The sequence below is a fragment of the Frankia sp. BMG5.23 genome, from assembly GCF_000685765.2.
Lineage (GTDB): Bacteria > Actinomycetota > Actinomycetes > Frankiales > Frankiaceae > Frankia > Frankia casuarinae.
This window is the reverse complement of record NZ_JDWE01000035.1, coordinates 25,427-48,762: the sequence shown is the minus strand read 5'-3', so window position 1 is coordinate 48,762 and position 23,336 is coordinate 25,427. Positions and strand designations below refer to the sequence as shown.

Here is a 23,336-nt window from a genome sequence, read left to right as displayed (position 1 = left end):
GAACGGACGGTAGGCTCCGGATTTTCTTTCTCCCGCCTTATGCCCCCGACACCAACCCGGACGAGTGGGTCTGGAACAACGTGAAGACCGCACAGATCGGCCGAAAAATGATTACATCGGTCTCGGATCTTTACTCCAACGCCCTCACCGCACTTCGCAGGCTCCAGGAGAACTCTGCGCTTGTCATCGGCTTCTTCGGTGACCCCCACCTCGCCTACATCGGCTGGTAGTGAGTCCAGATACTTTCATTCCCCTTAGTACGACGAACTCGACGTCGAGGCCGATTCTCACCCGGTACTGTCGCCTGTTCTCACCGAGCTCGCCCGCGCCATCTGACCGCCCGGGCGGCCAGAGCCTCGTACGCCCTACCCCTCACAACGCAACAGCCTTGTGTCGAGGCCATGCCAGGGTGACGCGCTCGATGTCAATGTGGATGCCTGCGCCTGCGACGATGTCTCTGCCGAGGGCCGCGACGATGCCGTCTGCGATGGCACCAGCCCGGACCGTCGGTGCGCATGAATCGTATGCCCCGCCCCGTCCCACCAGCCGCGTCCGATGAACTTGGGCGCAGCTGCCCGTCATCCTCGGCCGCGGTAGCCCCCGGGACAGGCTGCCCGGATGGTGTCCAGTGAGGGGATCGGTGTTCAAACGGTGCGGCTGCCGCGATCCCCAGACAGGCAAGGATTACGGCGCCCGGTGTCCGAAACTGCCCCGGTCGGACCACGGTTCCTGGTTGTACATACACGACGTCCCACCCGGTCCCAATGGGCGGCGGCGGCGCACCACCGGCGGACCGTTCGAGACCGAGACGGAGGCCGAGGTCGCGTTGACCGGTTCCCTGGCCGAACTCCATGGCGGTGGGCGGCCCGACGACACCGGGCTCACCGTCGCCCGCTACCTCGACGACTGGCTCGATGGAAAGGCGAGTCTCGCCGCGTCCACCCGCCGCTCGTATGAGGAGCACGTCCGCCTCTATCTCAAACCCGGCCTGGGACACCTCAGACTCGCTGACCTGCGCGACCACCACATCGAACAGCTCTACGCCGCCATGCGGCTCATCGGCCGGGATCTGCACGGCAGGAAACGCTCACCCCTGCTCGTCCGCCTCCTCGAAGTCCGCAAAGACGACCCCAACCACCGCCGGCCCCTCAGCGCCTCCCGGCTACGCCGGGTGCACGCCACCACCATGAGCGCGCTCAACAGCGCCGTGAAACGTAAGAAACTTGGCGTCAATCCGGCCGAACACGTCGAACTACCCAAGGCCCGCAAGCCCCGACCGCTCGTCTGGACCGCACCGCGGATCGCCGCCTGGGAACGCACCGGTAAACGGCCCTCCCCCGTCATGGTCTGGACCCCGCAGCAGGCCGGTGCCTTCCTCGACTTCACCGTCGCCGACCGCCTTTACCCACTGTGGCATCTCATCGCCCACCGCGCCCTACGTCGCGGTGAAGCCGTCGCCCTCGGCTGGACCGAAATCGACATCGACGACGACAGTATCTACATCCTCGACAACCTCCCCGGATCCGTTTCCGGCGCCGACGACAACCTCGACCTGGACGGCGACGAATACACCGAACCCAAAAGCGACGCCGGCTACCGTACTGTCAGCCTGGACCCGGCTACAAAAAACGTCCTCACCACCTGGCAGGCGCGCCAAGACGAGGAACGCGCCGCTTACGGTAAGGCCTGGGTCGACAGCGGACGGATGTTCACTCATCCCGATGGCAGCAGGCTCACCCCCAACGGCGTCTCGCAACGCTTCGAACGGCTCATCACCCGATTCGCCACCATCCGCCATGAGCACGCCGAACACAGCTGGACCGTCGACCAGCTCGCCGCCCGGCATTTCATGCCCGAAGACGCCATTCAGACCGCGCTCGCCTTCGGCCCCCTGCCCCCGATCCGACTGCACGACCTGAGGCACACCGCCGCCAGCCTCACCTACCGGGCCACCAAGGACCTCAAGGTCGTCTCCGAACTCCTCGGACACTCCTCCGTCCACTTCACCGGCGACGTCTACACCTCGGTCTTCGCCGACGCGGATCGCGCCGCGGCCAAAGCCGCCGCCGACATCGTCCCCCGCCGACACCCACCCGGCCAGGTGGAACCCGACAGCTTGGACGACCCCACACCACCCCCCGCCAACGGACCTGGCCTCGACCTGTAGGACACCCCGGGTCAGGTTCGCAGCAAACTCCGGTCGCACCGACCGCATCGGCTCTTGATCCACCAGCAGCGCGGGAGACCACACCAACCGCGCACGGTCAAGATCGGTCAAACAGCCGGTAGACCAGGCCATCCCCACGACCGCGGCGGGGCCGCCGAGGGCCACCAAGAGCTCGTCCGCATCGACCGGCACCGAGGCACCCTCACCAGCCACGGCCACTCTCCGCAACCAGCGGAGGAGGCTCGGAAAATGGTTGCGGTCGCAACGTCACCAGCACGTCACCGCCAGGGCCCGTTGTTGATCTCCACGGCCACCTGGCCGCTGCAAAAGGCCAGGTCAGGAGGGGTGGGGCGGGTGGGGCTCGAACCCACGACCGACGGATTATGAGTCCGCTGCTCTAACCGGCTGAGCTACCGCCCCCTGGATCGATCCCCCCCAGCGTCTCACAGCGTGGAGGACGTCTCACAGCGTGGAGGACATCGACGACGTACAGCCTAACGGCTACCGCCGGGTGGCATGCGTCCGCTCGTCTGGCCGCGGAGAGGAGCCCAAGAACAAGACTCACCGGAAGTGGACGACCACGGAATGCCGAGGCGGCACGGATCGACGGCGGCACGGATCGACGGCGTCCCGGGTCGACGGCATTCCGGCGCCGCCGCCGTCCCGGCGACATGCCCAGGTCAGCGCCTGTCCGGCGCCGCTTGACCGCTCGATCCGGACTTGTGATGCCGAGACGACATCCCCCGGCTATGCTCACCGTGCTGATCCGCTCACGCGGCTTGTCCCGATCTGCCGCCTGCCGAAGAGCGATGAATGACCGCTGATCCCGAATCCGCCTGGCAGCGTTACACCGTCTCCGCCGAGCTTCTGTACCGCGACGACACGGCCGACGCCCTGCGCGGCCGGGACTTCGACGCCGCGTTCCTGCTCATGCGCAAATGGGACCATGTCAGCCAGGACCGCCTAGCCTCCTCCATCGAGGGGTTCAGCCAGTCCCGGATCAGCGGCCGGTCCGCACCCACTACGTCGTCGACAACAGCCGCCACACCCGCAGCAACCCCGCCGACCGGCTACCAGACCGTCGCCATCACCAACGGCTACACCCGCACCCTGCACACAGCAGGGCCCGACCACATCATCGACTCACTCACCGAACTCCTCGACCTCCTCGCCTGACAGCGAGGGCGCGGACCTCAGGCCACCTCCCAGCCGGTCAACCCAGCCGACTGTACTGTAGATGGCACCGAGGACACGAAGGCCGCTCCGGCAGGGACCGCCGGGTGTCACTATTGGTGCCTTCACAAACGGCTCATACCTCATAGCGACTCTCGGAGAGTACGGCGAGCCGGGCACCGCCCATCACGAGTGGGACTTTCGAGTCGTGTCTCGTCAAGGTTCCCAGGTAAACACCAGGATGTTCGACTGCAGCGGTGGCGCAGTTGAACACGCGTGTTGTCGCCGGAGTCGGGTGTTCGCGCCGCACCGGCCCCGGCGTAAGCTTGAAAACCGCGGATTAGCCCCGGCCAAGCGGTGCTCTGCCTGGCCGGGCTCCCCGGGAATACCCCATCCACTGCTGCTCAACGCCGAGGATTGGCCGGAAGGCGAAGAGTGCGTTCCACCGCACGCCGGCAGCCGGGCGTCCATCAACGAAGTGATCGAGGCAGAACGTTGTGCGTTGAAAGGGCCGTGCGCAATCGTGTACCCGGTCGACCTGGCGCCATGCCATGCGCGCCGTCGGGTAACTGTCGGCTGTCCGTTCACCATCTCTGACCGCGGAGGCGCAATGCTTTGTCGTCCGAGCCACCCCCGACCTGCCGTCACTCGCCCTTGGAGTGGGGCGGATGCGTGACGACCGAGACGTCTTCCGGCGGTTGACCGATCTGTTCGAGTCCGGCTCGGTGTCCTACCGGATGATCCCGCATCCGCCCGAGGGTCACACCGACGTCGCCAGCCGGCTGCGTGGCCACCCCCTCCAGCAGGCCGCCAAGTCCCTCGTGGTGCGGGTGGCAACGGGCAGGCGTTCCCGGCGCTACGTGCTCGCCGTGGTCCCCGGTGACCGTCGGGTCGACCTGAACGCGCTGGCCGACCGGTATGGCGGCCGAGAGGCCTCGTTCGCCGCCCGTGAGGTCGCCGAACGTCTGGCGGGCAGCGTCAGCGGATCCATCACCCCGTTCGTCTTCTCCCCCGAGCTGGACCTCATCGTCGACGAAGGCCTGCTTATCCACGACGAGATCTACTTCAACGCCGGACGGCTCGACCTGTCCGTCGCCCTGTCCGTCTCGGACTACCTGGTGCTGGCCCGGCCGACCGTCGCGCCCATCGCCGCCTGACGCCCTGGGCGGCCAGGAGCCAGCGCCCCGGCCCGTCGCACTCGGCACTCCTTCGTAGACCGCCGGACCTCCGGACCACCGGACCTCCGGACCACCGGACCTCCGGACCACCGGCGAAGGATGGGTACCGGAGCTGACCGAGATCGATCTCTGCCGCGAAGGGGGCCGAGATCTTGACCATGCCGGTGAACCCCTTTCCAGCTGGGCTCAGCGTGCCCTGGGCTCTCCTGGGCTCTCCGCGCCACGACTGTTTGCGAGGTGCGGACAGAGCCACCCGCAGTGAGCTTCTACCCAGGCGAGCACAACCGATCCCGACGATCATGCCCACCCCGCCGGTTGCCAGTTACTGATCCATAATCCTAAGTAAGGTTCACCTAAAGCAGGTTAGGCTAACCTCCGTCTCTGGTACGTTCCGTGAAGCCGGCTACGCGGCGGACCGAAAGGAATCGGACGTGTGGGGTGATGTGCTCCCGAACCTGCTCATCGGGCTGCGCGAGGGCCTCGAGGCAGGCTTGATCGTCTCGATCCTGGTCGCGACGCTCGTCCGCGCCGACGAACGCTCCCGCCTGCCGCTGGTGTGGACGGGCGTGCTCGCCGCCATCGCCCTGTCGGCGAGCTTCGGCGCCGTGCTGACATTTGCCGCCGCGTCCATGTCCACGGCGGCGCAGGAGGTGTTCAGCGGGAGCCTCAGCCTCGTAGCGGTCGGTTTCGTCACCGTTATGATCTTCTGGATGCGGCGGTCGGCCCGCGCCCTGTCCGGCGAGATCAAGGGCAAGGTCACCGCCGCGCTGGCACTCGGGCCCGGCGTGCTGATCCTGACCGCTTTCCTGGCGGTGGCCCGGGAGGGTGTGGAGACCTCCCTGTTCATCTGGACGACCACCCGCGGCGCCAGCGAGTCGGCCGGTCCGTTGATCGGCGCCGCGGCCGGGCTCCTCATCGCCGCCGGGCTGTGCGTGGGGATGTACTACCGCGCCGTGAAGATCAACCTGACCAAGTTCTTCACGTTCACCGGCATCGGGCTCATCGTCGTCGCGTCGGGTGTCGCCGGGTACGGTCTGCGCGACCTCCAGGAGGCCGGTGCCCTCCCCGGCTTCGACACGGTCCTGTTCGACCTGCGGACCACCTTCGACCCGAGTTCCTGGTACGCCAGGCTCGTCGAGGGCGTCTTCAACATCACTCCGCGGATGACGGCGCTGCAGGTCACCGGCTACCTGGCCTACCTGGTGGTGGTACTGGCCCTGTTCGTCCGCGGCACCCGCGCCCCCCAACCAGCACAGCCAGCACAGCCAGCCCAGCCAGGAGAACCGGCCGCCGTCCCCGCCGCCAAGAGTTCCGATCGCACGCCGGCCCCGACGCCCCTGACGCCCCCGCCGGCCCCGACGGGGGCGTCGGCTGGCCACCGGCTGCCGCGGTGGGCGCTGCCGGCCGCCATCGTCGCGGTGCCGGCCCTCGCCGCCGGCGCCACGATCCTCGCGCTCGGCCCGTCGTCCAGCGGCGGCAGCGGCGGGACGATCGAGGTGACCGGCGGCTCCTGCGCGGCAGGCTGGGCGGCGCCCCGGTCGGGCAGGCAGACGTTCACCGTCCACAACAGCAGCGCCCAAACGGCGGAGGTCCGCCTCATCGACCCGGCGACCGGTGCCATCCATGCGGAGATCGAACTGCTGGCGCCCGGAACCACCCGAACCCTGTCGGCCACCATCGGCGGGGGCACCTATGCCTGGGAATGCCTGCCGGACGGCGGTAAGCGGCTGCTGTCCGCGAGTCAACGGGTGGCGGGCGCGGCCAGCGGGGCCGCCTCCATCCTCCCCGTGACGGCAGAGACCATGAGCGGCCCGCTGCGCGGCTACCGCGCCTTCGTCGCCGTCGGCCTGGTGACGTTGCAGGGCAGCGTCGACACGCTGCGCGCGGACGTGGAACACGGCGACCTGGACGCGGCCCGCCGGGACTGGCTGCCCGCCCACCTCGACTACGAGCGCCTGGGCGCCGCCTACGGCACCTTCGGGGACTTCGACTCCAAGATCAACGGACTGCCTGCCGGGCTGCCCGGCGGAGTGCACGACCCAGACTTCACCGGCTTCTACCGGATCGAGTACGGGCTGTGGCACGGTGAGTCGGCCGCCTCGCTGGCCGCGTCGGCGGTCGGGTTGTCCAGCGACGTAGCGGGGCTGCGGGCGGCATTCCCCACCCAGGAATTCGATCCGAACGACCTGGCCCTGCGCACCCACGAAGTGCTGGAGAACACGCTGCAGTTCCAGCTCACCGGCGCCGCCGATCAGGGCAGCGGCACGGCTCTGGCGACCGCGAGCGCAAACGTGGACGGCACCCGGGAACTGCTCACCGTGATCGCGCCGGTGCTGCAGACCCGGTCGCCCGCCGCGCTGACCGCGGCCCGCCAGCAGTTGGGCGCCTTCGGCGCGCTGGTGCGGCGGGTCGGCAACCCACACGGCACCTGGATCCCGCCGGGACGGCTGCCACTCGCCGACCGGCAGAAGCTGAACGGCAGCCTGGGCGCGCTGCTGGAGACTCTCGCACCGATCCCCGACATCCTCGAGATCAGGAGTACCGGATGAGCCCCGGGTCCGACGGCGGGCGGATGGGACGCCGCTCCTTCCTCGCCGGAGCCTTCGCCGCGGGCGCCGCGGCCGCGGGCAGCGCCACCACCGTCGCGGCCGGAACCGGCGCTGCGGTGCTCACCACCGCCGCGCCGGCCGCCGCGGCCGCCAGCGGAAGCTCCGACGAGGTGGTTCCCTTCCACGGCGTGCATCAGGCCGGGATCCTCACCCCGCAGCCGGCCGCGGCCATGTTCGCGTCCTTCGACGTCATCGCCGACGACCGGGCCGCGCTCACCGACCTGTTCAAGACGATCACCGCCCGGGCCCGGTTCCTCACCGCCGGCGGTGCTCCGGCCGACCTGGGCACCGTCGCCCCACCGTCGGACAGCGGGGTCCTCGGGCCGACCGTGCCCCCGGACGCGCTCACCGTCACGGTCGGGGTCGGCGCCTCCCTGTTCGACGGCCGGTTCGGCCTGGCCGACCGGCGTCCCCGGCGGCTGGCGCCGATGCGTACCTTCCCGAACGACAACCTGAACCCCGCCGACTGCCACGGCGATCTCAGCCTGCAGCTGTGTGCGAACAGCCGGGACACGGTGTTGCACGCGCTGCGCGACATCGCCCGGCACACCCGCGGCGGCATGCAACTGCGGTGGCGGATCGACGGCTTCCACAGCCAGCCCCGGCCAGCCGGCGCGCAGCGAAACCTGCTCGGTTTCAAGGACGGCATCGTCAACCCCGATGTGACCAGCGCCGCCGACATGGACCGGCTGGTCTGGGTGGACGGTGCGGGCGAGCCGCGCTGGACCACCGGCGGCTCCTACCAGGTCGTCCGCATCATCCGGATGCTGGTGGAATTCTGGGACCGGGTTTCCCTCAACGAGCAGGAAACGATGATCGGCCGGCGACGGGACACCGGGGCACCGCTGGACGGCACCGCGGAGACCGACATTCCCAACTACGCCCGCGACCCCAAGGGCACGGCCATCCCGCTCACCGCGCACATCCGGCTCGCCAACCCGCGCACCGCGGCCACCGACAACTCCCGCATCCTGCGCCGCGGCTTCAACTACGACCGGGGAACAGACAGCAACGGCAACCTCGACATGGGCCTGGTCTTCTGCTGCTACCAGCAGGACATCATCCGGCAGTTCGAGGCGACGCAGACCCGGCTCATCGACGAGCCGCTCGTCGACTACATCAGCCCGACCGGTGGCGGCTACTTCTTCGTGCTCCCCGGTGTCCGGGACGCGAGCGACCACCTGGGCCGGTCGCTGCTGGCCTGAGCGCCGTCGCTGCTATGGGCCGCGGCCCGGCGGTGCGTGATCACCTCGATTGGCACCGCCTTGCCCCTTGCCCGGCCCCCGCCTGCCCGGGCCATTGACCGCGAGACCTGGCCGACCGCGAGACCTGGCCGACCGCGCCTGGGGACGGACGGCCGGGCCGCCGCGGGTGAGATCAGGCCTCGGGTGAGATCAGACGGTGTGCCAGGGGCCGGTGACGGCGTAGGCGATGCCCGGGTCCTGGGTGGCGACGAACAGGTAACGGCCGTTGGTGGAGAAGCAGGAGCCGACGAACTCCCGGTAGATCTTGTCGGCACCATCCTGGAACAGGATCTTGTTCTGGGCGAAGGCGAAGGGGCTGCCCTGGCGGTCGAGACCGACGACGTAGTTGAGCCCGTCGCCGTCCTCACACAACAACGCCCCACCATGCGGGGTGATGCACAGGTTGTCGGGCCCGTCGAAGACTCCGGGCGTGTCGTAGTCGTCCGCGGCCTCGTGGGACGGCAGCAGCGCGACGAGAGTCAGGGTTTCGGCGGCGGGCTGGTACTTCCACACCTGGCCATCGTGGACGGTGGGGGGCAGCGCGGGGTAGCTGACGGAGGCGGGCAGGTCGGCCTTCTTGGCATAGCTGGCGTTGATCCAGGCCGCGTCCCGGGCCCAGAAGGCGCCCTCGAACTTCTTCGACCGGGTCACCCGGTCGGGGCTGGCCGCCGCCAGGGTGGCGGGGCGGCCCGGGTAGGCGAACTGCTTGCGGATCGAGGGCGAGGCGTCGGTCCCGTCCGGGTCGGGAGCAGGCACCGGCACCCACTTCACTGTCAGGCTGGTGCCGACCTTGGTGATCTGGGAAAGGTCGTCGATCGGGTTGCCGGCCGCGGTCCAGGCCTGCAGCGCCTCCAGGCAGCCGCCCGCCGCGTAGTCACCGAACTGGCCCGTCGCCCGGGTCGGGCGGAACCGGTAGAGCAGGCCGTTCGGGCCGCTCGCGTCCTCGGTGAGGTAGGCGAAGTTGGTCTTGGGATCGACCGCGACCGCCTCATGCGCGAAGCGGCCCAGCGCCGTCAACGGCGCCCCGGTGGTGCGGCGGCCCAGCGAGTCGACCTCGAAGACATAGCCGTGCCGCTTGCCACCACTGATGATCGACTCTGTTTCCTCGCACGTCAGCCACGCACCCCAGGGGGTGACCCCGCCGGCGCAGTTGCGGATCGTGCCGGCCAGGCTCACGTAGCGACGCTGCACGTTCGCGTTGACGTCCAGCACGATGTTCGTGGTGCCACCGAACGCGTTCGTGGCCGACCCGTCGTACACCGCGGCCCCGGTGGTCTTGGGCACCACCGGCGTGAACTGCGCGCCCGGGTTCACCGCGTCCTGCTCGTGGTTCTGCACCAGAATCGTCCCGCCCTGCGTCCCAGGAAACGAGCCGGTGCCGTCGAACTTGGTCGGGTACGGCGGGCTACCCGGATCGTCGAGCCGGTCAAACGGCTCGTTGTAGGGCGCCTGACCCCAGGTACCGGCCTTCGCGATCACCTTGTAATGGAAGCCGGCGGGAAGATCGAGCTTGCCGGCCGGGTCGGCCACCAGCGGCCCGTAGCCTCCCGTCGCCGCGCCCACCGGGCTCGCCGCCAGCAGGTTGAACGCTTCGGCGGACAGGACCACCACGGCCCCCGCCGCCGTGCCGTGCCGGAACAGATTACGTCGTGTCAACTCGCTCATGACGCGCAACCCTAGGAACGTGATGTTACCGCCCCTTTACGGAGAGGCCAACGTGTCACGGCCGCATCGTGGCCTTGTGATGAGCGAACGGTCCACCGGCCGCGACCGCGCCTCGACCGACACCGCATCGGCCCCTGCCACCCTGTATTCCCGGCGGGGGAACCCGCCTTATGCTCAACCTGATTCTCAGCGCCGGTGATTTCGCGTCACTCGTCGAACAGCTGCCGGCAAGGCTGGAGGAGTAGGGGCTGCCCCGCCCAGGGAGGGCACATACAGGCACGGAGATTGCCTTCGGCCGGGGGTGGCGGTCCCAAGGTCCCGTCAGAAAGCTTCGTCAGTCCCTGCTGATCGGGGCGGAGCAGAAGGGCATTGTCGAGTCGACGATCCGTCGGTGACCGACTTGAAGGAGCCAGCGTGCCCATCTGGCACATCCGTCCCTACGAGACCGTCGACTACGCGGCGACAGTACGCCTGCTGGAGGAAGTGAGGAGCACCCCGGGCGGCCCGCCCATCAACCTCACCGACACCGTGCTGGCGCTGCGGCACGAACTCCCGGAGACCGAGTCCCCCGCGGTGGTCGCCGTCGCGGGCGAGCATCTCGTCGGTGCCGCGGTCGGGCGCAAGGAGGGCGGCCAAGGCCGGGTGCTCACGGTCGCCATCGCGCCCGCCTGGCGTCACCACGGCATTGGTTCCAGCCTGTTGCAGAGCGTGGAAAACCTGCTCCTGCACGCCGGCTGCCGGCGGATCACCACGCTGATCACCCCCGGGCAGCCGGGTGAGGAGGCGTTCCTCAACCGCGGCTTCACCGCTACCGGGCAGGTACTCTATGACAAGCAGATTCCCCTGCGCCCGGCGGACGTCTCCACCGTCGAGCGGTGGGGCGGCGCGCTGCTGAGCGCCTCCGAGTGGTCCAACCTCGCCGGGATGGAGGAGGAGCGCGCGCTCATCGAGAAGCGGCTGCTGCTGCCGGTTCGGGAACGGGAGCTCGCCGAGGCGTACGGAGTCGTCATCCCGACGGCGATGCTGCTGTTCGGGCCGCCCGGCACCGGTAAGACGTCCTTCGCCCGGGCGGTCGCCGCCCGGCTGGAATGGCCGTTCGTCGAGCTGCTGCCCTCACGGCTGGCCTCCGGCGGCAGTGGGCTCGCCGCCGAGCTGCGGTCAGCGATCAACGACCTCATGGGGGTCGAGCGGGTCGTCGTGTTCATCGACGAGGTCGACGAGATCGCCCAGTCGCGGGAGACCCGACCGGAGAACCAGTCCGTCGTCAACGAACTGCTCAAGGCGATCCCGCAGTTCCGCGGGGTGCAGGGCCGGCTGCTGATCTGCGCGACCAACGCGGTCTCGGCGCTGGATCCCGCGTTCATCCGGCCCGGCCGGTTCGATCTCGTCCTCCCCGTCGGACCGCCGGACGCCAAGGGGCGCCGGGTGCTGCTCGATGGGCTGCTCGACCGGGTCGCAAACAAGGAGGACATCGATCTGGACGCCGTCGTCGCGGCCACCGACCTGTTCACGCCGGCCGATCTCTCGGCGGTCGTGCAGCGCTCCGCTGCCGCCGCCTTCCACCGGGCCGCCGACGGGGTGAAGGTCGGCACCGGGGCGGGAGCGGAAAGCGGCGGGGGCGGCCACGGCCCGACGGTGACCCCGTTGAGCACACAGGACCTGCTGGACGCCGCCCGGCTGGCCCGGCCGACGATCAGTCTTACCGAGCTGGACCGCTTCCGTCGTGACGCGGAGGCCTTCACCCGGATCTGACCTGCCCCGCCCCTGCAGGGACGACCCGCACCCGGATCCGCCTCGCACCCGGATCCGGGTGTTGATAACTTTTGATTTTTCGATATAGAAAAGTATTTCCTGCCCCGATGACGAGGCGCGACACGGGAGAGTTCTCGACGAAACGAAAACCGCAGCGATCTTCCAACCCAACCACAATGAGGTTTCGCCATGACCGACGGAAATCGCAATCTCTACGTAGTCGCCTGCGGTGGCGGGTACCCCGCCGGGGACCTTCCCGCCTTCGTCAGGCAGGTGCGGTCCGCCGGCTGGGACGTGCGGGTGGTCGCCGCCCCGTCGTCTTTGCAGTTCATCGACGCGCTCGACACAGGTCACGGGGACGGGTAGCGCAGCAGGGCACCGAGACCGTCGGTCGGTGCGCCGGGCAGATCGGCGGGCAGGACCCGCACGGCCGCGCCGGTGCCCCAAGCGGCCCGCACGGCCAGATCCGCCAACCGGCCGGTGGTCGGTGGTGACCCGGCCCGGCGGGCCAGCCGGGCCAGCGCGCCCGGCTCGGTGGCGACGTCCCCGGGCTCCGGCCCGTACCAGGCGGCCCGGTCGTCGCCGGGGTCGTCGACGACGAGCAGCGTGCCCACCTGAGCGCGGACGAGCGCGGCGAACGTCGCGGGCACCCCGTCGACCGCCCGGCCGTGTGCGCGGTCCTCGGCGAAGCGGTCGAGCACGGCGCGGGTCCGGTCGCGAACCTCGGCCTCGACCAGCTCCCGCACCTCCTGGGAATGGAACCGGTCGCTCCGCCCGGGGTGACGTCCCCCGTGTTCGAGCTGGTGGACCAGCGGGGTCACCCGGGGCGGCAGATGCTTGCGCAGCAGCTGCACGGCCCGGACGTCTCCCGCGAGAACCACCAGCGCGGCGTCCACCCGCTCGGTCAGCTCGGTCACCGCCTCGGCGACCTGCGCGGCGTTGTGATCCCACGAGTCCTCGGCACGATCCTGGTAGCGGCGCTGCGACCAGCCGCCGGGGGCATTGCGCTCGATCTCGTCGTCGGAGCCGACGACCTCACCGGCGAACCGCAGTCCGTCCCCGGCCACCCGCAGGTCGGCGCCCGTCCGGTCGGTGAGCACGACCACACAGGGCACGCTGCTCTGCCGGTAGGCAAGCATCGGCAACGTGCAGGGCAGCGAGCCCCAGACGGCCCGGTCCGCCACCTTCCGTCGCAGCCGATGACACCAGACCACCCTGCCATCCGCGGCGCACGCCGCGAGAGCGGCGTTCTGCGGGCCGAGGGACGCCACAACCTCGTCCAACGCGCCCAGCGTCGCGCCATCCGCCCCGTCGGCGGCCAGGCTGTCGCGCAGGCGCCGCCACCGGACCGCCCGATCCGCCGCAATCCCGTCCATCTGATCGGACAGGCCCAGGTACAGCGTCGCGCACGGGCTCGGGACGGCGAACAACTCGTTGATCTCCTCATCTGGGATCACGGCACCGCGGCCTCCTGTTCTCCGCTCCCGCCGGTCGGCGAGCCGATCCTCCAGGGTCCAGGATGGGCACCGACCGGCTCTTCGGTCCGGCCTCTTCGGTTGCTCCCAGCCATACCCATCATCGGCGCGACGGACCGTCGGCCACCCGCCAGGACTTCATCCGGGCGCGGCCGGTATATATTGCTGCTGACGGTCCGAATCGGCTCGAGTTCGACTCTTCGCCGGCCTCAATGATCGGCATCGTCGGCAAACATCGTCGGCAAACATCGTCGGCAAACATCGTCGGCAAACGCCGAATTCCCTACCTGCCCCCGGCCTGTCCCCGGGGATCGGTCCATAGATCAGTGCTGTGCGCGCTTGTCAGGAGGTCGATGCCGGCCAGGACTTCCGCGGCGGGCCGGGCCTCTAGGCGGCGCCCGTCCCGCAACCGCAGGGAGACCCGCTCGTCGGCTGCCTCCCGGGCACCGATGATCGCCTGGTAGGGCACCAGACGAGCGGCCCGGACCCGCGCGCCCAGGGTGCCGCGCTGCGGACCGGCGGCCTCGGCCCGCAGTCCCCGGTCGGCCGCCTGCCGGACCAGCGCGAGGGCGTGGGGTACCTCGGCGTCGGAGATCGGAAGGGCCACCAGCTGCACGGGCGCAAGCCATGGTGGAAAGGCACCGCCGTGCGACTCGATGAGGTGGGCCACGGCCCGCTCCACGCTGCCGATAACGCTGCGGTGGACCATGACCGGCCGGCGCATCGCGCCGTCCGGGCCCGCGTAGCGCAGATCGAACCGTTCTGGCTGATGGAAGTCGATCTGCACGGTGGACAGGGTGGCTTCACGGCCGGCACTGTCGACGATCTGAACGTCGATCTTCGGGCCGTAGAAGGCCGCCTCCCCCTCCACGGCCTCGTAGGCCACCCCCGCGGCGTCGAGGACCTCGGTCAGCAGGGCGGCGGACCGCCGCCACATGCCGGGGTCGCCGACGTACTTCCCGCCCGGCCCCGGCAGGGAGAGCCGGTAGCGGGCCGGGCTGACACCCAACGCGCCGTAGGCCTCGCGGATCAGCTCCAGCGCCGCGCGCGCCTCGTCGGCGACCTGCTCCGGAGCGCAGAAGATGTGCGCGTCGTTCAGCTGGATCGCCCGCACCCGGGTCAGCCCGCCCAGTACCCCCGACAGTTCGGAGCGGTACATGCCACCCAGTTCGGCCATCCGGAGTGGGAGATCGCGGTAGCTGTGCGCGCGGGAGCGGTAGATCAACGCGTGGTGCGGGCAGAGGCTCGGCCGCAGCACCATCTGCTCCCCGCCAAGCCGCTCCCCGCCAAGCCGCTCCCCGCCAAGCCGCCCCCCGCCAAGCCGCTCCCCGCTGAGATCCATCGGCGGAAACATGTCGTCCCGGTAATGGGACCAGTGGCCGGAGATCTCGTACAGCTCCCGCTTGCCCAGCACGGGCGAGTACACGTGCCGGTAACCGGCCCGACGCTCCACGCCACGGATGTACTCCTCCAGGGTGTGCCGTACGACGGCACCGGCGGGCAGCCAGTACGGCAGACCCGACCCGATCAGCGGGTCGGTATCGAAAAGTTCCAGCTCGCGACCGAGCTTGCGGTGGTCGTACACCGTGGTCTCCTCACCTCGCGGCAGGTAGGGCGGGTGACCACAAGGCGAAGCCCCGGGGCATCCACCCCGGGGCTTCGACAGAAGAACGGCTGTCAGCGCGCCGGGACACTCTCCGGCGTCGTCGTCAGGCCAGCGCGCTGCATGTCGTCCAGGTTAGCAGTGCCGCCCCCGCCGCGGTGACAATGACGACAGCGGTGACGGCGGCGTGCGTGACGGCGGCATGCGTGACAGCGGGGTGGGCGGGCGGGTAGCGGGCGGGGTGGCCGCGGGTCAGCGCGCGAGGATGCTCAGGATCTCACTGGCCGAACGTCCCCGCGCCGCGAGGGGATAGACGGTGATGGCCAGCCGGATGAGGTTGTCACCCCGGCGGCTGACGCCCGCGGCCGGGACGGGCCAGACCCGGTCCGTCGGGCCGGTCGCCTCCCAGGCGGCCTTGATTGCGGCGAGTGGGCCGGTGACGTCGCCGCGCCGCCAGGCGTCGGCGGCCCGGGCGGCGACGTCGATGACACCGGGACCGGCCGTGGCGACCGCGACCGCCGCCTCGGGACCCGCGGTCAGGATCCACGGCACGAGTCCCGGTGTCGGCTCGATCCGCTGCAGCAGCGAGATCATCGCCTGCGACCGGGGCCCGGTGACAATGGTCGCCGCCGACGCCCCGTGCCGCGCGACCACGTCCACGGCGCCCGGATGTGCCTGTTCGACGTCGGCCAGGGCCCGGCGCACCGCGGGTTCCAGGTCGAGCGAGGCGAGTGTCGCCAGCACGGCCACGGGTATCCGGGCGAGCAGCCCCCCGAGCGGCGCGAGCACCGGCCGGTCGGCCTCGGGTACCCGGCCGAGACACGCGGCCGCGGCAGCGGCCTCGGTCACCGATATGCCGTGCTCCAGAGCCAGGCCGACCACGGCGACCGGGTCGTCCGTGGTGGCGGCGACGGCCAGATCCACCTCGGCCGCGCCCGCGGGCAGCAGGTCGGCGACCGCCAACAACCAGGCCCGGGCGGGCGGGTCCAACGCGCCCAGCGCCGACACCAGGCGCGGCGCCCCGTGCAGCGCGGCGGCCACCCGCACCAGGCGGGCACCGCAGGTCGCGGCGACGGTAGCCGGGTCGAGCGCGACCAGCGACGCGACCTCCGCCGCGAAGGACGCGGACGAACCGGCAACCCGACCGGACGAACCGGATGAACCGGATGAACCCGTGGTGGCCGGCCCCGCCGGACCGGTGGTGAGGGGTCCCGTGGGGTCCGACTCGCCCCGGGCCGCGCGCGCCGCTTCGACGAGCAGCCGGGGCAGCGGCATCGTGCCCCAGTGGGCGGCCAGATAGGGCGCGGAGACACCCTCCAGCGAGGGGGGGGCGGAGGGCGCCCCGCGGCGCAGGACGCCCTCCGCGATCGCGGTGTCGAGCACGTCGGCCACGTCCTGTCCGGACATCCGGGCGAGCCGGACCAGCCAGTCGCGCGCCGCCCCGATCAGGCTGGCCCTGTTCAGGGTCTCGGCGAGCGGATGGATGCCCCAACGCCGGGACAGGTACAGCCCGACGACGTCGTCGTCTAACAGGGCCACCGCCCACGCCGACATGCCCGGCCTGCCGAGCAGGTTCTCCTGGAAGGCGGTCTCAATCACCGTCGACGGGTCCGCCGCGACAAGCTCGGCGAACTGCGTGGTCCAGACGATGTCCTCGACGGCGAGGCATCGGACGATCTTCAGCAGGGTGTCGAGCGGCAGGACGCCCCACCGGGATCGCGCGAACGCGACGACGCGCGGATCGGCCCACCAGACGGGATCGGGCGGCGGGTCGGCCTGGTGCAGGCCCGCCGTGACGGCCTCGTCGACGAGGTCGCCCGGATTCGCGCCGAGCGCGGCGCCGAAGGAGCGCAGCCACTCCAGGTCGCCGTCCACCAGGACCCGGACCGTCGCCATGATGTCCCGCAGCGACCGTTCGTCCCAGCGTGCGGCGACGTAACCGGCGATCAGCGGCGGCAGCGCCGCGTCCGTCGGCGAGGCCTCGCCAAGGACGCCCTCCGCGACGGCCCGGTCGATCGCGCTGGAAACCGGGACCGCGGCGGCGTCGGCTACCGCGCGCAGCCAGCCGACACTCGACCGCGTCAGGTCCCGGGCCACGTCGAGCAACGCCACCAACGGCACCGCGGTCCACCGTTCGGTGAGGTAGGAGGCGACGTCCGCATGGGACCAGTCGGATGGTGACGGTGGCCGCGCCTGGCCGAGCAGGCGCTGGGCGAGTGCCGCGTCGACCACCTCCGACACGGACACCCCGACCGTGACGGCCACCGAGCGGATCCAGAGCAGGTCACCCGCGGCCAGCACCCGCCCGAGCTCGATCAGCTCGGCCAGGCTCGTCGTCTCCCACCGTTCGGCAAGGCACCTGGCGATGTCGGGGTCCCACCGCGACGGCGGCACCGGACCCGGTCCGGCCAGGAGGTTCTCCTCGATCGCCCGGTCCCGCACCTCGTCGGCAGCCAGCCCGCCGGCGGCCGCGAGGGCCGCGCACCAGTCCGGTATCCAGTCCGGGTCACGGGCGACGACCAGGGTGTCGGCGAATGCGGCCCGCGGGTCCGCGACCGGGGCCGACACGTCCTCGGCGGAGGCAGTCGCGCCCTCCTCCACGCCGCCCTCCACGCCGCCGTCCACACCGCCGTCCACACCGCCGTCCACACCGCCGTCGAGCACGAACCGGCGGACCTCGTCCTCGGTGAGTCCGGGCACCGCATCGGCGCCGGCCCGCGCGAGCAGCTCGATCCGGTGGACGATGCCGCTGCCGGGCCGCCCACTCACCGGGCTGGTTCCCCCCCGCAGCACCTCGGGCGTCACCCGGGCACGTTCCGTGAGTTCCCGGATCAGATCGACGGGCAGCAGCGGCGCGCACCGCACCACCGCCGGCGCCGCGCCGGCGACCGCGAGCGAGACGACCGCGTCGCGGTCAAGTCGGGGTGCCCGGGCCAGCACCTGCCCGGTCGCGGCCACCCGTTCGAGGGCCTCGGTCAGCTCGGTCAGGCCGACCGCGGTGATCTGCCAGACGTCACCCCAGCAACCGGTGAGGACACCGATCGCGGGCAGCGTCTCGGCGAGCAGCATCCGGCGGGTCTCCGGCCGGATCCGCTCCCGCCTGACCAGCCGCATTACGTCGATGACGATCCGGCGCTCGGCCGGCAGCGGCCGCAGGACCGCCGCGAGCTCGTCGAGCATCTTCGCGCTGTCCCGGGCCGCCAGGACGCTCTGCTGCTCGGCGAGCTCCGCGGTGACCGTGACAATCAGGTCCGGCCGCCCGGCGAACGCCCGACCGATCTCCTGCAGCATCGTCATGACTGCGCTACGCCCACCGCGTTGCGGGCTGCCGGTGTCGGCCGCGAGGGCACTCTCGTCCGGGTTCACCAGCAGGTGCGCGAAGGCCGCGGCGAACAGCCGCCGGGCCGCGCTCTGCCCCGCCGTCGCTCCGATGCGCCTGCGCAGCCCCTGCAACGAGACGTCATCGACCAGCGGCAGGTCCCGCCAGGCGCGCGGAGCGTGGGCTTGGCCGTCCTCGTCGAGCAGCGGCAGCGCGAACTCCACCGGCTGGCCGGCGCTCGCCAGAACCTTCGGTTCGGTCAGAGCCGCCGGGTCGACACCGAAGGCGATGATCCGGGCCGGATCGGGCACCGCGCCGTCCGGTGCCCGATGCGCGGACCGCAGGCGTCGCAGCGCAACCAGGGTCCGGGCGAGGTCGTCGGGCGGGCAGAGCAGCCAGCCGGAACCGCCGAGCAGGCCGGCCAGCGGGCTGGACAGGTCCGCGGCCTCGAAGGCGGCCACGCCGACCGCCGCCCGCCCGGACTGTAGGCTCGCCGCGAGGCGCACCGGCTCCGGGTTGACCCGGCGCTCGGCTGTCATGACCTCCGTCCCCGTCGGCGCGAACACTCCCCGCAGGCCCTTGGGATCGCCACGCGGGGTGAGCGTCTCGTCGAAACGGCGCACCGTCACCGGGCGCTGCTCACCGGCCTGCAGGACGGTGGTGAGATCGACGTCGAACCCGGTGCCGGAGCGCGGCACGAACACCCGGACGCCGTACCTGAGCTTCATCACGACGAACCGGGGGTCGACCCGGTCGACCGTGCCCAGGTACGTCCCGCCGACCAGGCCCCGCTCGAAGCGGGGGTTGCGGTCGCCGAACCCGCCACGGGCCGCGGTGTCGTGATGGTAGGCGATGATGACGTCGGAGGCGGCGAGATCTTCGGTGATCTTCGCGCGCCGCGCCGCGGCGGCCAGCGTCGTGAGCTCCTCCCGGAGCCGGCCGGGCTGCAGGTCGGCAACCCGGGCGTCGATCCCGCAGCCCCGCAGGTACCGGTCCACCGCCTGCTCGCGCGTCGCCCGCGACCCGCCCGTCACCGCGCCGTAGGCGGTCGGTCGGCGGCCGGTGGACAACCACCCGATCAGCCGGGCCAGCGATCGGGCCTGCGCCGCCCGCCACTCCTCCAGCGGGGCGTCCGGTGCCGGGACGTCGTCGCCGAGCAGTTCCACCGTGTCCTGGCTACGTTCGGACGCGGGCGGGATCACCCCCCGGGCCGGCGCGTACCCGTGGCGGCCATACCCGACCAGCCGCAGCGATCCCCGGCAGTGCACGAGATGATCCGGGCTGAGTTCGACGGGAACGACGCCGAGCTGGGTCGCGGCGTCGTCGAGCAGCGCGCCGAGCGGGGCGAGCATGTCCATGACGTCCGCGGGGGCAACGAACTCGCCGTTCGCGAGCTGCGCGGCCATGCTGTCGTCGCCGCGTTGCCGCTCGAGCGGGTCGGTGAGCGGGCCGGCCGCCCAGCTCGTGATGTAACCCGTGGGCGCCTCGTAGCCCGTGGGCACCCCGTCGGGGCCGTCGACGATGTCGAGCAGCAGGGGGGTCAGCGGGTTGCCGAGCGAGAGCAGCTCCATGCCGACCCGTAGCGTCGACGGGCCGCCCGCGCCGGCCGTACGCAGGGCGCCGAAGCCCAGCCCGGCGAGGCTGACCAGGCGTACCCGGCAGTCGGCCCCGGCGCCGCGGATCCGCCGGGGCATCTCCCGCCAGGTCCGGCCGCTGCGGCCCACGACCGCCGGACGCTGGTCCGCCACTTCCGCCACTTCCGCCACTTCCGCCGGCGGCGCGCCCGGCGCGGACCGCGCGCCTGCGGTCCGCGCCGGGCGGTGTCCCCGCTGCGCCTGCGCGGCACCGTCGGCGGGTCCGGCGGGGAGCGGCTCGGGGTCCGCGAAGTCGTCGAAGTCGTCGAAGTCGTCCGCGCCGGCGGGGCCCGCGGNGCCGCCCGGGTACCCGCCACCACCCGAAGACGCCGCGCTCCCCGAATACCCGCCACCACCCGAAGACGCCGCGCCGGTCGATCCCGTCCGACCGCCCTGGAAGGCCCTGCCGTTCGAGCCCGCTCCGCGGTCCGGGGCCGCCCCCGGGTTCGACTTCGATTCGCCGTCGGGCTGGCTCCCCCACGCGCTCCGGTTCCACCAGCTCACGGTTGCGGCTCCTCATCCGACAGGACCTCGCGGGCGACCAGCGCGGTACGCACCGCGGCGATCTCCGCGCGTAGCACGGTGGCGGTGCCGAGCCGGAAACGCGGATCGGCGGGCAGGCAGTCGGTGATCAAGCGGATCAGCATGGGGTGCACGCGACGGGCCGCGAGCTCACCCCGCAGCTGCCGCAGCTTCTCGTCCCGCGCCTCGGCATCAGCCCGGGAACCGGCGGCGTCCGCGGCCGACCTGGCCTCGGTCGCCCCGCCGAGCCAGTCATCCGGGCGGTCACCGGTCAGCGCGAACAGCAGGGTGGCCGCCAGGCAGTGCAGGTCGTACTGCGGGCTGAGCGGCTCGGCTCCCGGCGGGGCGTAGCCCGGGGTCGCGGTGGTGGGCATGACCTTGGCCGACGGCTCGACGATCGCCGCCGTCGACAGGTCGACGAGCGAGTACCGGGGTGGGTCACCAGCGACGAGGATGTTCTCCGGCTTGACGTCGCCGTGGACCCAGTACCCCCTGATCCGTTCCTCGTGCTGGTAGAGCCGCTGCGGTCGGATCGTGTGCATCGCCTCCAGCGTGGCGCTGATCTGGTCGGCCAGCTCGACGACCTGGCGGGCGCTGAGCGGGCCGGACTCGGTGACCCGGGAGTCAAGCGTGGTGGGCACCATCTGCCCGATGTCACCGATGAACTGCATGACGATGAACGCCTCACGGTTGTACCGCTCGACCTCCCGCTCGTTGCCCCCGGTCACGAGCGCGTTATGGTCGTGCCGGGTCGGCGAGGGCCCGTAGACGACGTCCACCAGGGCCGGCACCCCGTGGGTGATCTCGCCGAGCGCCGCCTGCACGGCGACCGCGTCCTCGACGTCGATCGAGCGCTTCTCGTACTGGGTCCTGGCGTACTCGGGATTGATGTCGTGGTCGCGGCCGCCCCACCATGCGCCCTTGACGACGACCAGGGCGTTGCTCCACTCGTCCCGGGCGAGCTCGACGTAACCTTGGCCGCCCTCGGCGAGATGACGCACGCAGCGGTACCGGCCACGGCCCCAGGTGCGCGGCACCGACGCGAAGGACGCCCCGTAACGCAACCGTTCGACGATCTCCAAATCAGAGGCGACCGTACTCACCGGCCACCTCCGGGTACCCCACCGCCGCCAGGTCCGCCGTTCCCGAGCACCCCGCCGGCCGGCCAGGGTCCCGTCACATGCACTTCCAGACCCACGACGTCGCGGACCAGCCAGACCGGCTCCTCGCCGTCCCACCTCTCGGCGACGCCCGGCGTCAGCCGCCGGGCACCCACCCACGAGCCGTTCGTCGACAGGTCGGTGAGCGTCACCGTCCCGTCGCGCTCGTTGCCGACCATCAGATGGCGCCGCGAGACCCGGCCGGCGGCGTCGATCTGCAGCCGGTCGCAGACGTCGACGACGATCAGGTCGTCCGCCGTCCGCTGCACGGCGTTCGGTTGCCGTCCCAGCACAATGCGTTCACCGGGTCCCACGTTCGGGGTGTCGAACGACGAGCCGTCGCCGCGCCGGACGGTCAGCCGCCAGCCTGTTCCGCCCGGCCGCCCGGCCGCCCTGGTTGCCTCGGCCGCCCTGGTTGCCTCGGCCGCCCCAGCCGTCCCAGCCGCGTTGACCCGGCCGACCCGCACGAGCGACCCGGCCAGGTGGAGCGGGACGTCGAAACGCCACTCCCGGGGCAGGTCACGCACCAGCCGGTCGTCGCCCAGACTGGTGCCGTTGTGGGAGCGGTCGACCACCATCGCCGTGCCGGCAGCCGTGAGGGTGATCTCCACGTGCCGGGTGCTGATGTAGTCGTAACTGCTACCGAGCCCGGCCGTGACGTCGACGAGCTGCTCCGAGCCGAGGTTGTGGTCGGGATGGCGCCCAAGGACGACCGTGGTGCCCACCTCCAACGTCACGAGACGATGGGTGCCGCCACCCTCGATCCTCAGCACGACCGGACCCGCCACCACCCTGGCATCCCACCCGGCGCCGGACGGCACGGGCAGGCCGACGATGGTCGGCGCCCCCACGGTGCCCGAGGGCGGGATGTAGGCGGGAGCATCGAAGATCGTGGCGTCGTCCGCGAGCGCGTCCCCGAGCGCGTCCGCCAGGGTCCTGCGACTTCCCTCCCCGGGTTCGCCATGGCCCGCCTGCCGGTCCGGGGCATCCAGGTCCAGGGGCTCGGTCGCTCCCCGGGGGGCCGGCGCGTCCCGCGGCGCGGGGGGCATGGGCGACGCCGAGGGCACAGGCGACGCCGCGCCCGAGGCGTCCCCGACCGCCTGCCCAGTATCCGTCTCGATCTCCTGGACCGGGCGTCGACACAGCGGACAGACCAGCCGGGCGCCCTGGCCGCGCCCCGCCACGCGCATCGGTGGCGACACGAGCGGCCCCAGCCGGGCGTTCACGCAGTCGGGGGTCACGCAGCGATAGGCGTTGGCGCGGGCAGCGGCGACGACCTCCGGTCGCCCCCGCAGGCCCGACGCCTTCACCTCGTCCTGCCGCGCGGCCCGCTCCCAGGTGACGGTGTCGATCCGGTTCATCGCCCGGCGGACCAGTTTCACGTTCTCGCCCGCCGGGGCGGCGGGTAGCACCTTCCATCCGAAGAAGGTCGAGGCGTCGCCCTGGATCCACGCGTGGGCGTCGATGTTGCGTTTGCCGTAGAAGTTGTCCTTGCTGACGACCTTCCCCCCGACGGCCCTCGCCTCCTCCAGCAGGATGTCGTCGGCCTCGGCCGCCCAGGCCAGAGCGCCGTCACGGTAGTACCGCTGCAGCGGAGCGAGGTCGTCAAGCAGGCCGCGCAGGCTGTTGTCGGCCACATAGCGAAAGGTCGCGTCGGCGCCGAAGGCACGGCGGGCGGCGGCCTCCACGGCGAACAGCCGCGCGGTCACGCCGCACCGGCGCGGGCAGCGTGCGCCGTGCGCGCAGCCGAGACCGATCTGCGCGAAGCTGCCCGGCGAACCGTCCCGGGTGATGTTACTGACGTCGAACAGCACCGTCGTCGAGGACATGGGACT

The 23,336-nt window shown here is 71.4% G+C and carries 13 protein-coding genes and 1 tRNA gene; 8 read left to right on the top strand and 6 right to left on the bottom strand.

Going from position 1 to position 23,336, the window contains the following annotated elements; translation table 11 throughout:
• The coding region (locus BMG523DRAFT_RS15500) for a transposase (protein WP_043591446.1) at positions 1-230 on the top strand (230 nt) is incomplete at its 5' end.
• A 503-nt stretch (positions 231-733) separates the two neighbouring features.
• Positions 734-2,167, top strand: coding sequence for a tyrosine recombinase XerC (xerC, locus tag BMG523DRAFT_RS15495; RefSeq protein ID WP_235186949.1), 1,434 nt, complete (start codon positions 734-736; stop codon positions 2,165-2,167).
• 346 nt (positions 2,168-2,513) lie between these two features.
• Here the strand turns inward: xerC and BMG523DRAFT_RS15490 are convergent.
• Positions 2,514-2,587, bottom strand: a tRNA-Ile gene (locus BMG523DRAFT_RS15490).
• Between the two features lie 393 nt (positions 2,588-2,980).
• Here BMG523DRAFT_RS15490 and BMG523DRAFT_RS15485 point away from each other — a divergent pair.
• From BMG523DRAFT_RS15485 to efeB, 4 genes are all read left to right on the top strand, one after another.
• Positions 2,981-3,343 (top strand): hypothetical protein, encoded by a 363-nt coding sequence (locus tag BMG523DRAFT_RS15485; RefSeq protein WP_011437780.1) that lies wholly within the window; start codon positions 2,981-2,983, stop codon positions 3,341-3,343.
• Positions 3,344-4,077: 734 nt separating this feature from the next.
• Positions 4,078-4,497, top strand: coding sequence for a YbaK/EbsC family protein (locus tag BMG523DRAFT_RS15480; protein WP_349256637.1), 420 nt, complete (start codon positions 4,078-4,080; stop codon positions 4,495-4,497).
• A gap of 452 nt (positions 4,498-4,949) precedes the next feature.
• Complete coding sequence (gene efeU, locus BMG523DRAFT_RS15475; protein WP_023841512.1) at positions 4,950-7,067, top strand: iron uptake transporter permease EfeU; 2,118 nt, start codon at positions 4,950-4,952, stop codon at positions 7,065-7,067.
• Positions 7,064-8,332 carry an iron uptake transporter deferrochelatase/peroxidase subunit gene (gene efeB, locus BMG523DRAFT_RS15470; protein WP_011437783.1) on the top strand — a complete coding sequence of 423 codons (1,269 nt, stop codon included), beginning with the start codon at positions 7,064-7,066 and terminating at the stop codon, positions 8,330-8,332. Before efeU ends, efeB begins: the two co-directional genes overlap by 4 nt.
• A 189-nt stretch (positions 8,333-8,521) precedes the next feature.
• Here the strand turns inward: efeB and BMG523DRAFT_RS15465 are convergent, their stop codons facing one another.
• Positions 8,522-10,036 (bottom strand): alkaline phosphatase PhoX, encoded by a 1,515-nt coding sequence (locus BMG523DRAFT_RS15465; RefSeq protein ID WP_035909533.1) that lies wholly within the window; start codon positions 10,034-10,036, stop codon positions 8,522-8,524.
• 414 nt (positions 10,037-10,450) lie between these two features.
• On the opposite strand from BMG523DRAFT_RS15465, the gene BMG523DRAFT_RS15460 reads away from it, so the two are divergent.
• Positions 10,451-11,788, top strand: coding sequence for an ATP-binding protein (locus BMG523DRAFT_RS15460; RefSeq protein WP_011437785.1), 1,338 nt, complete (start codon positions 10,451-10,453; stop codon positions 11,786-11,788).
• Between the two features lie 189 nt (positions 11,789-11,977).
• Positions 11,978-12,154, top strand: a complete 177-nt coding sequence (locus BMG523DRAFT_RS23280) for a hypothetical protein (protein WP_235463173.1) — start codon at positions 11,978-11,980, stop codon at positions 12,152-12,154.
• Here the strand turns inward: BMG523DRAFT_RS23280 and BMG523DRAFT_RS15455 are convergent.
• The 4 genes from BMG523DRAFT_RS15455 to BMG523DRAFT_RS15435 all read right to left on the bottom strand — a co-directional run bounded on the left by BMG523DRAFT_RS15455 (position 12,139) and on the right by BMG523DRAFT_RS15435 (position 23,330).
• Complete coding sequence (locus BMG523DRAFT_RS15455; RefSeq protein ID WP_035909536.1) at positions 12,139-13,245, bottom strand: Vms1/Ankzf1 family peptidyl-tRNA hydrolase; 1,107 nt, start codon at positions 13,243-13,245, stop codon at positions 12,139-12,141. The two genes, BMG523DRAFT_RS23280 and BMG523DRAFT_RS15455, sit on opposite strands and share 16 nt — an antisense overlap.
• Before the next feature lie 301 nt (positions 13,246-13,546).
• On the bottom strand, positions 13,547-14,872 hold the full coding sequence (gene thrS / locus BMG523DRAFT_RS15450; RefSeq protein ID WP_083494839.1) for a threonine--tRNA ligase: 1,326 nt from the start codon (positions 14,870-14,872) through the stop codon (positions 13,547-13,549).
• 5,447 nt (positions 14,873-20,319) lie between these two features.
• The gene (locus tag BMG523DRAFT_RS15440) at positions 20,320-21,444 is read right to left on the bottom strand and encodes a serine/threonine protein kinase (protein WP_011437789.1); all 1,125 of its coding nucleotides are present in this window, start codon (positions 21,442-21,444) and stop codon (positions 20,320-20,322) included.
• A complete protein-coding gene (locus BMG523DRAFT_RS15435) occupies positions 21,441-23,330 on the bottom strand; it encodes an FHA domain-containing protein (protein WP_011437790.1) in 1,890 nt (629 codons plus the stop codon). Before BMG523DRAFT_RS15435 ends, BMG523DRAFT_RS15440 begins: the two co-directional genes overlap by 4 nt.
• Positions 23,331-23,336 lie beyond the last annotated feature (6 nt).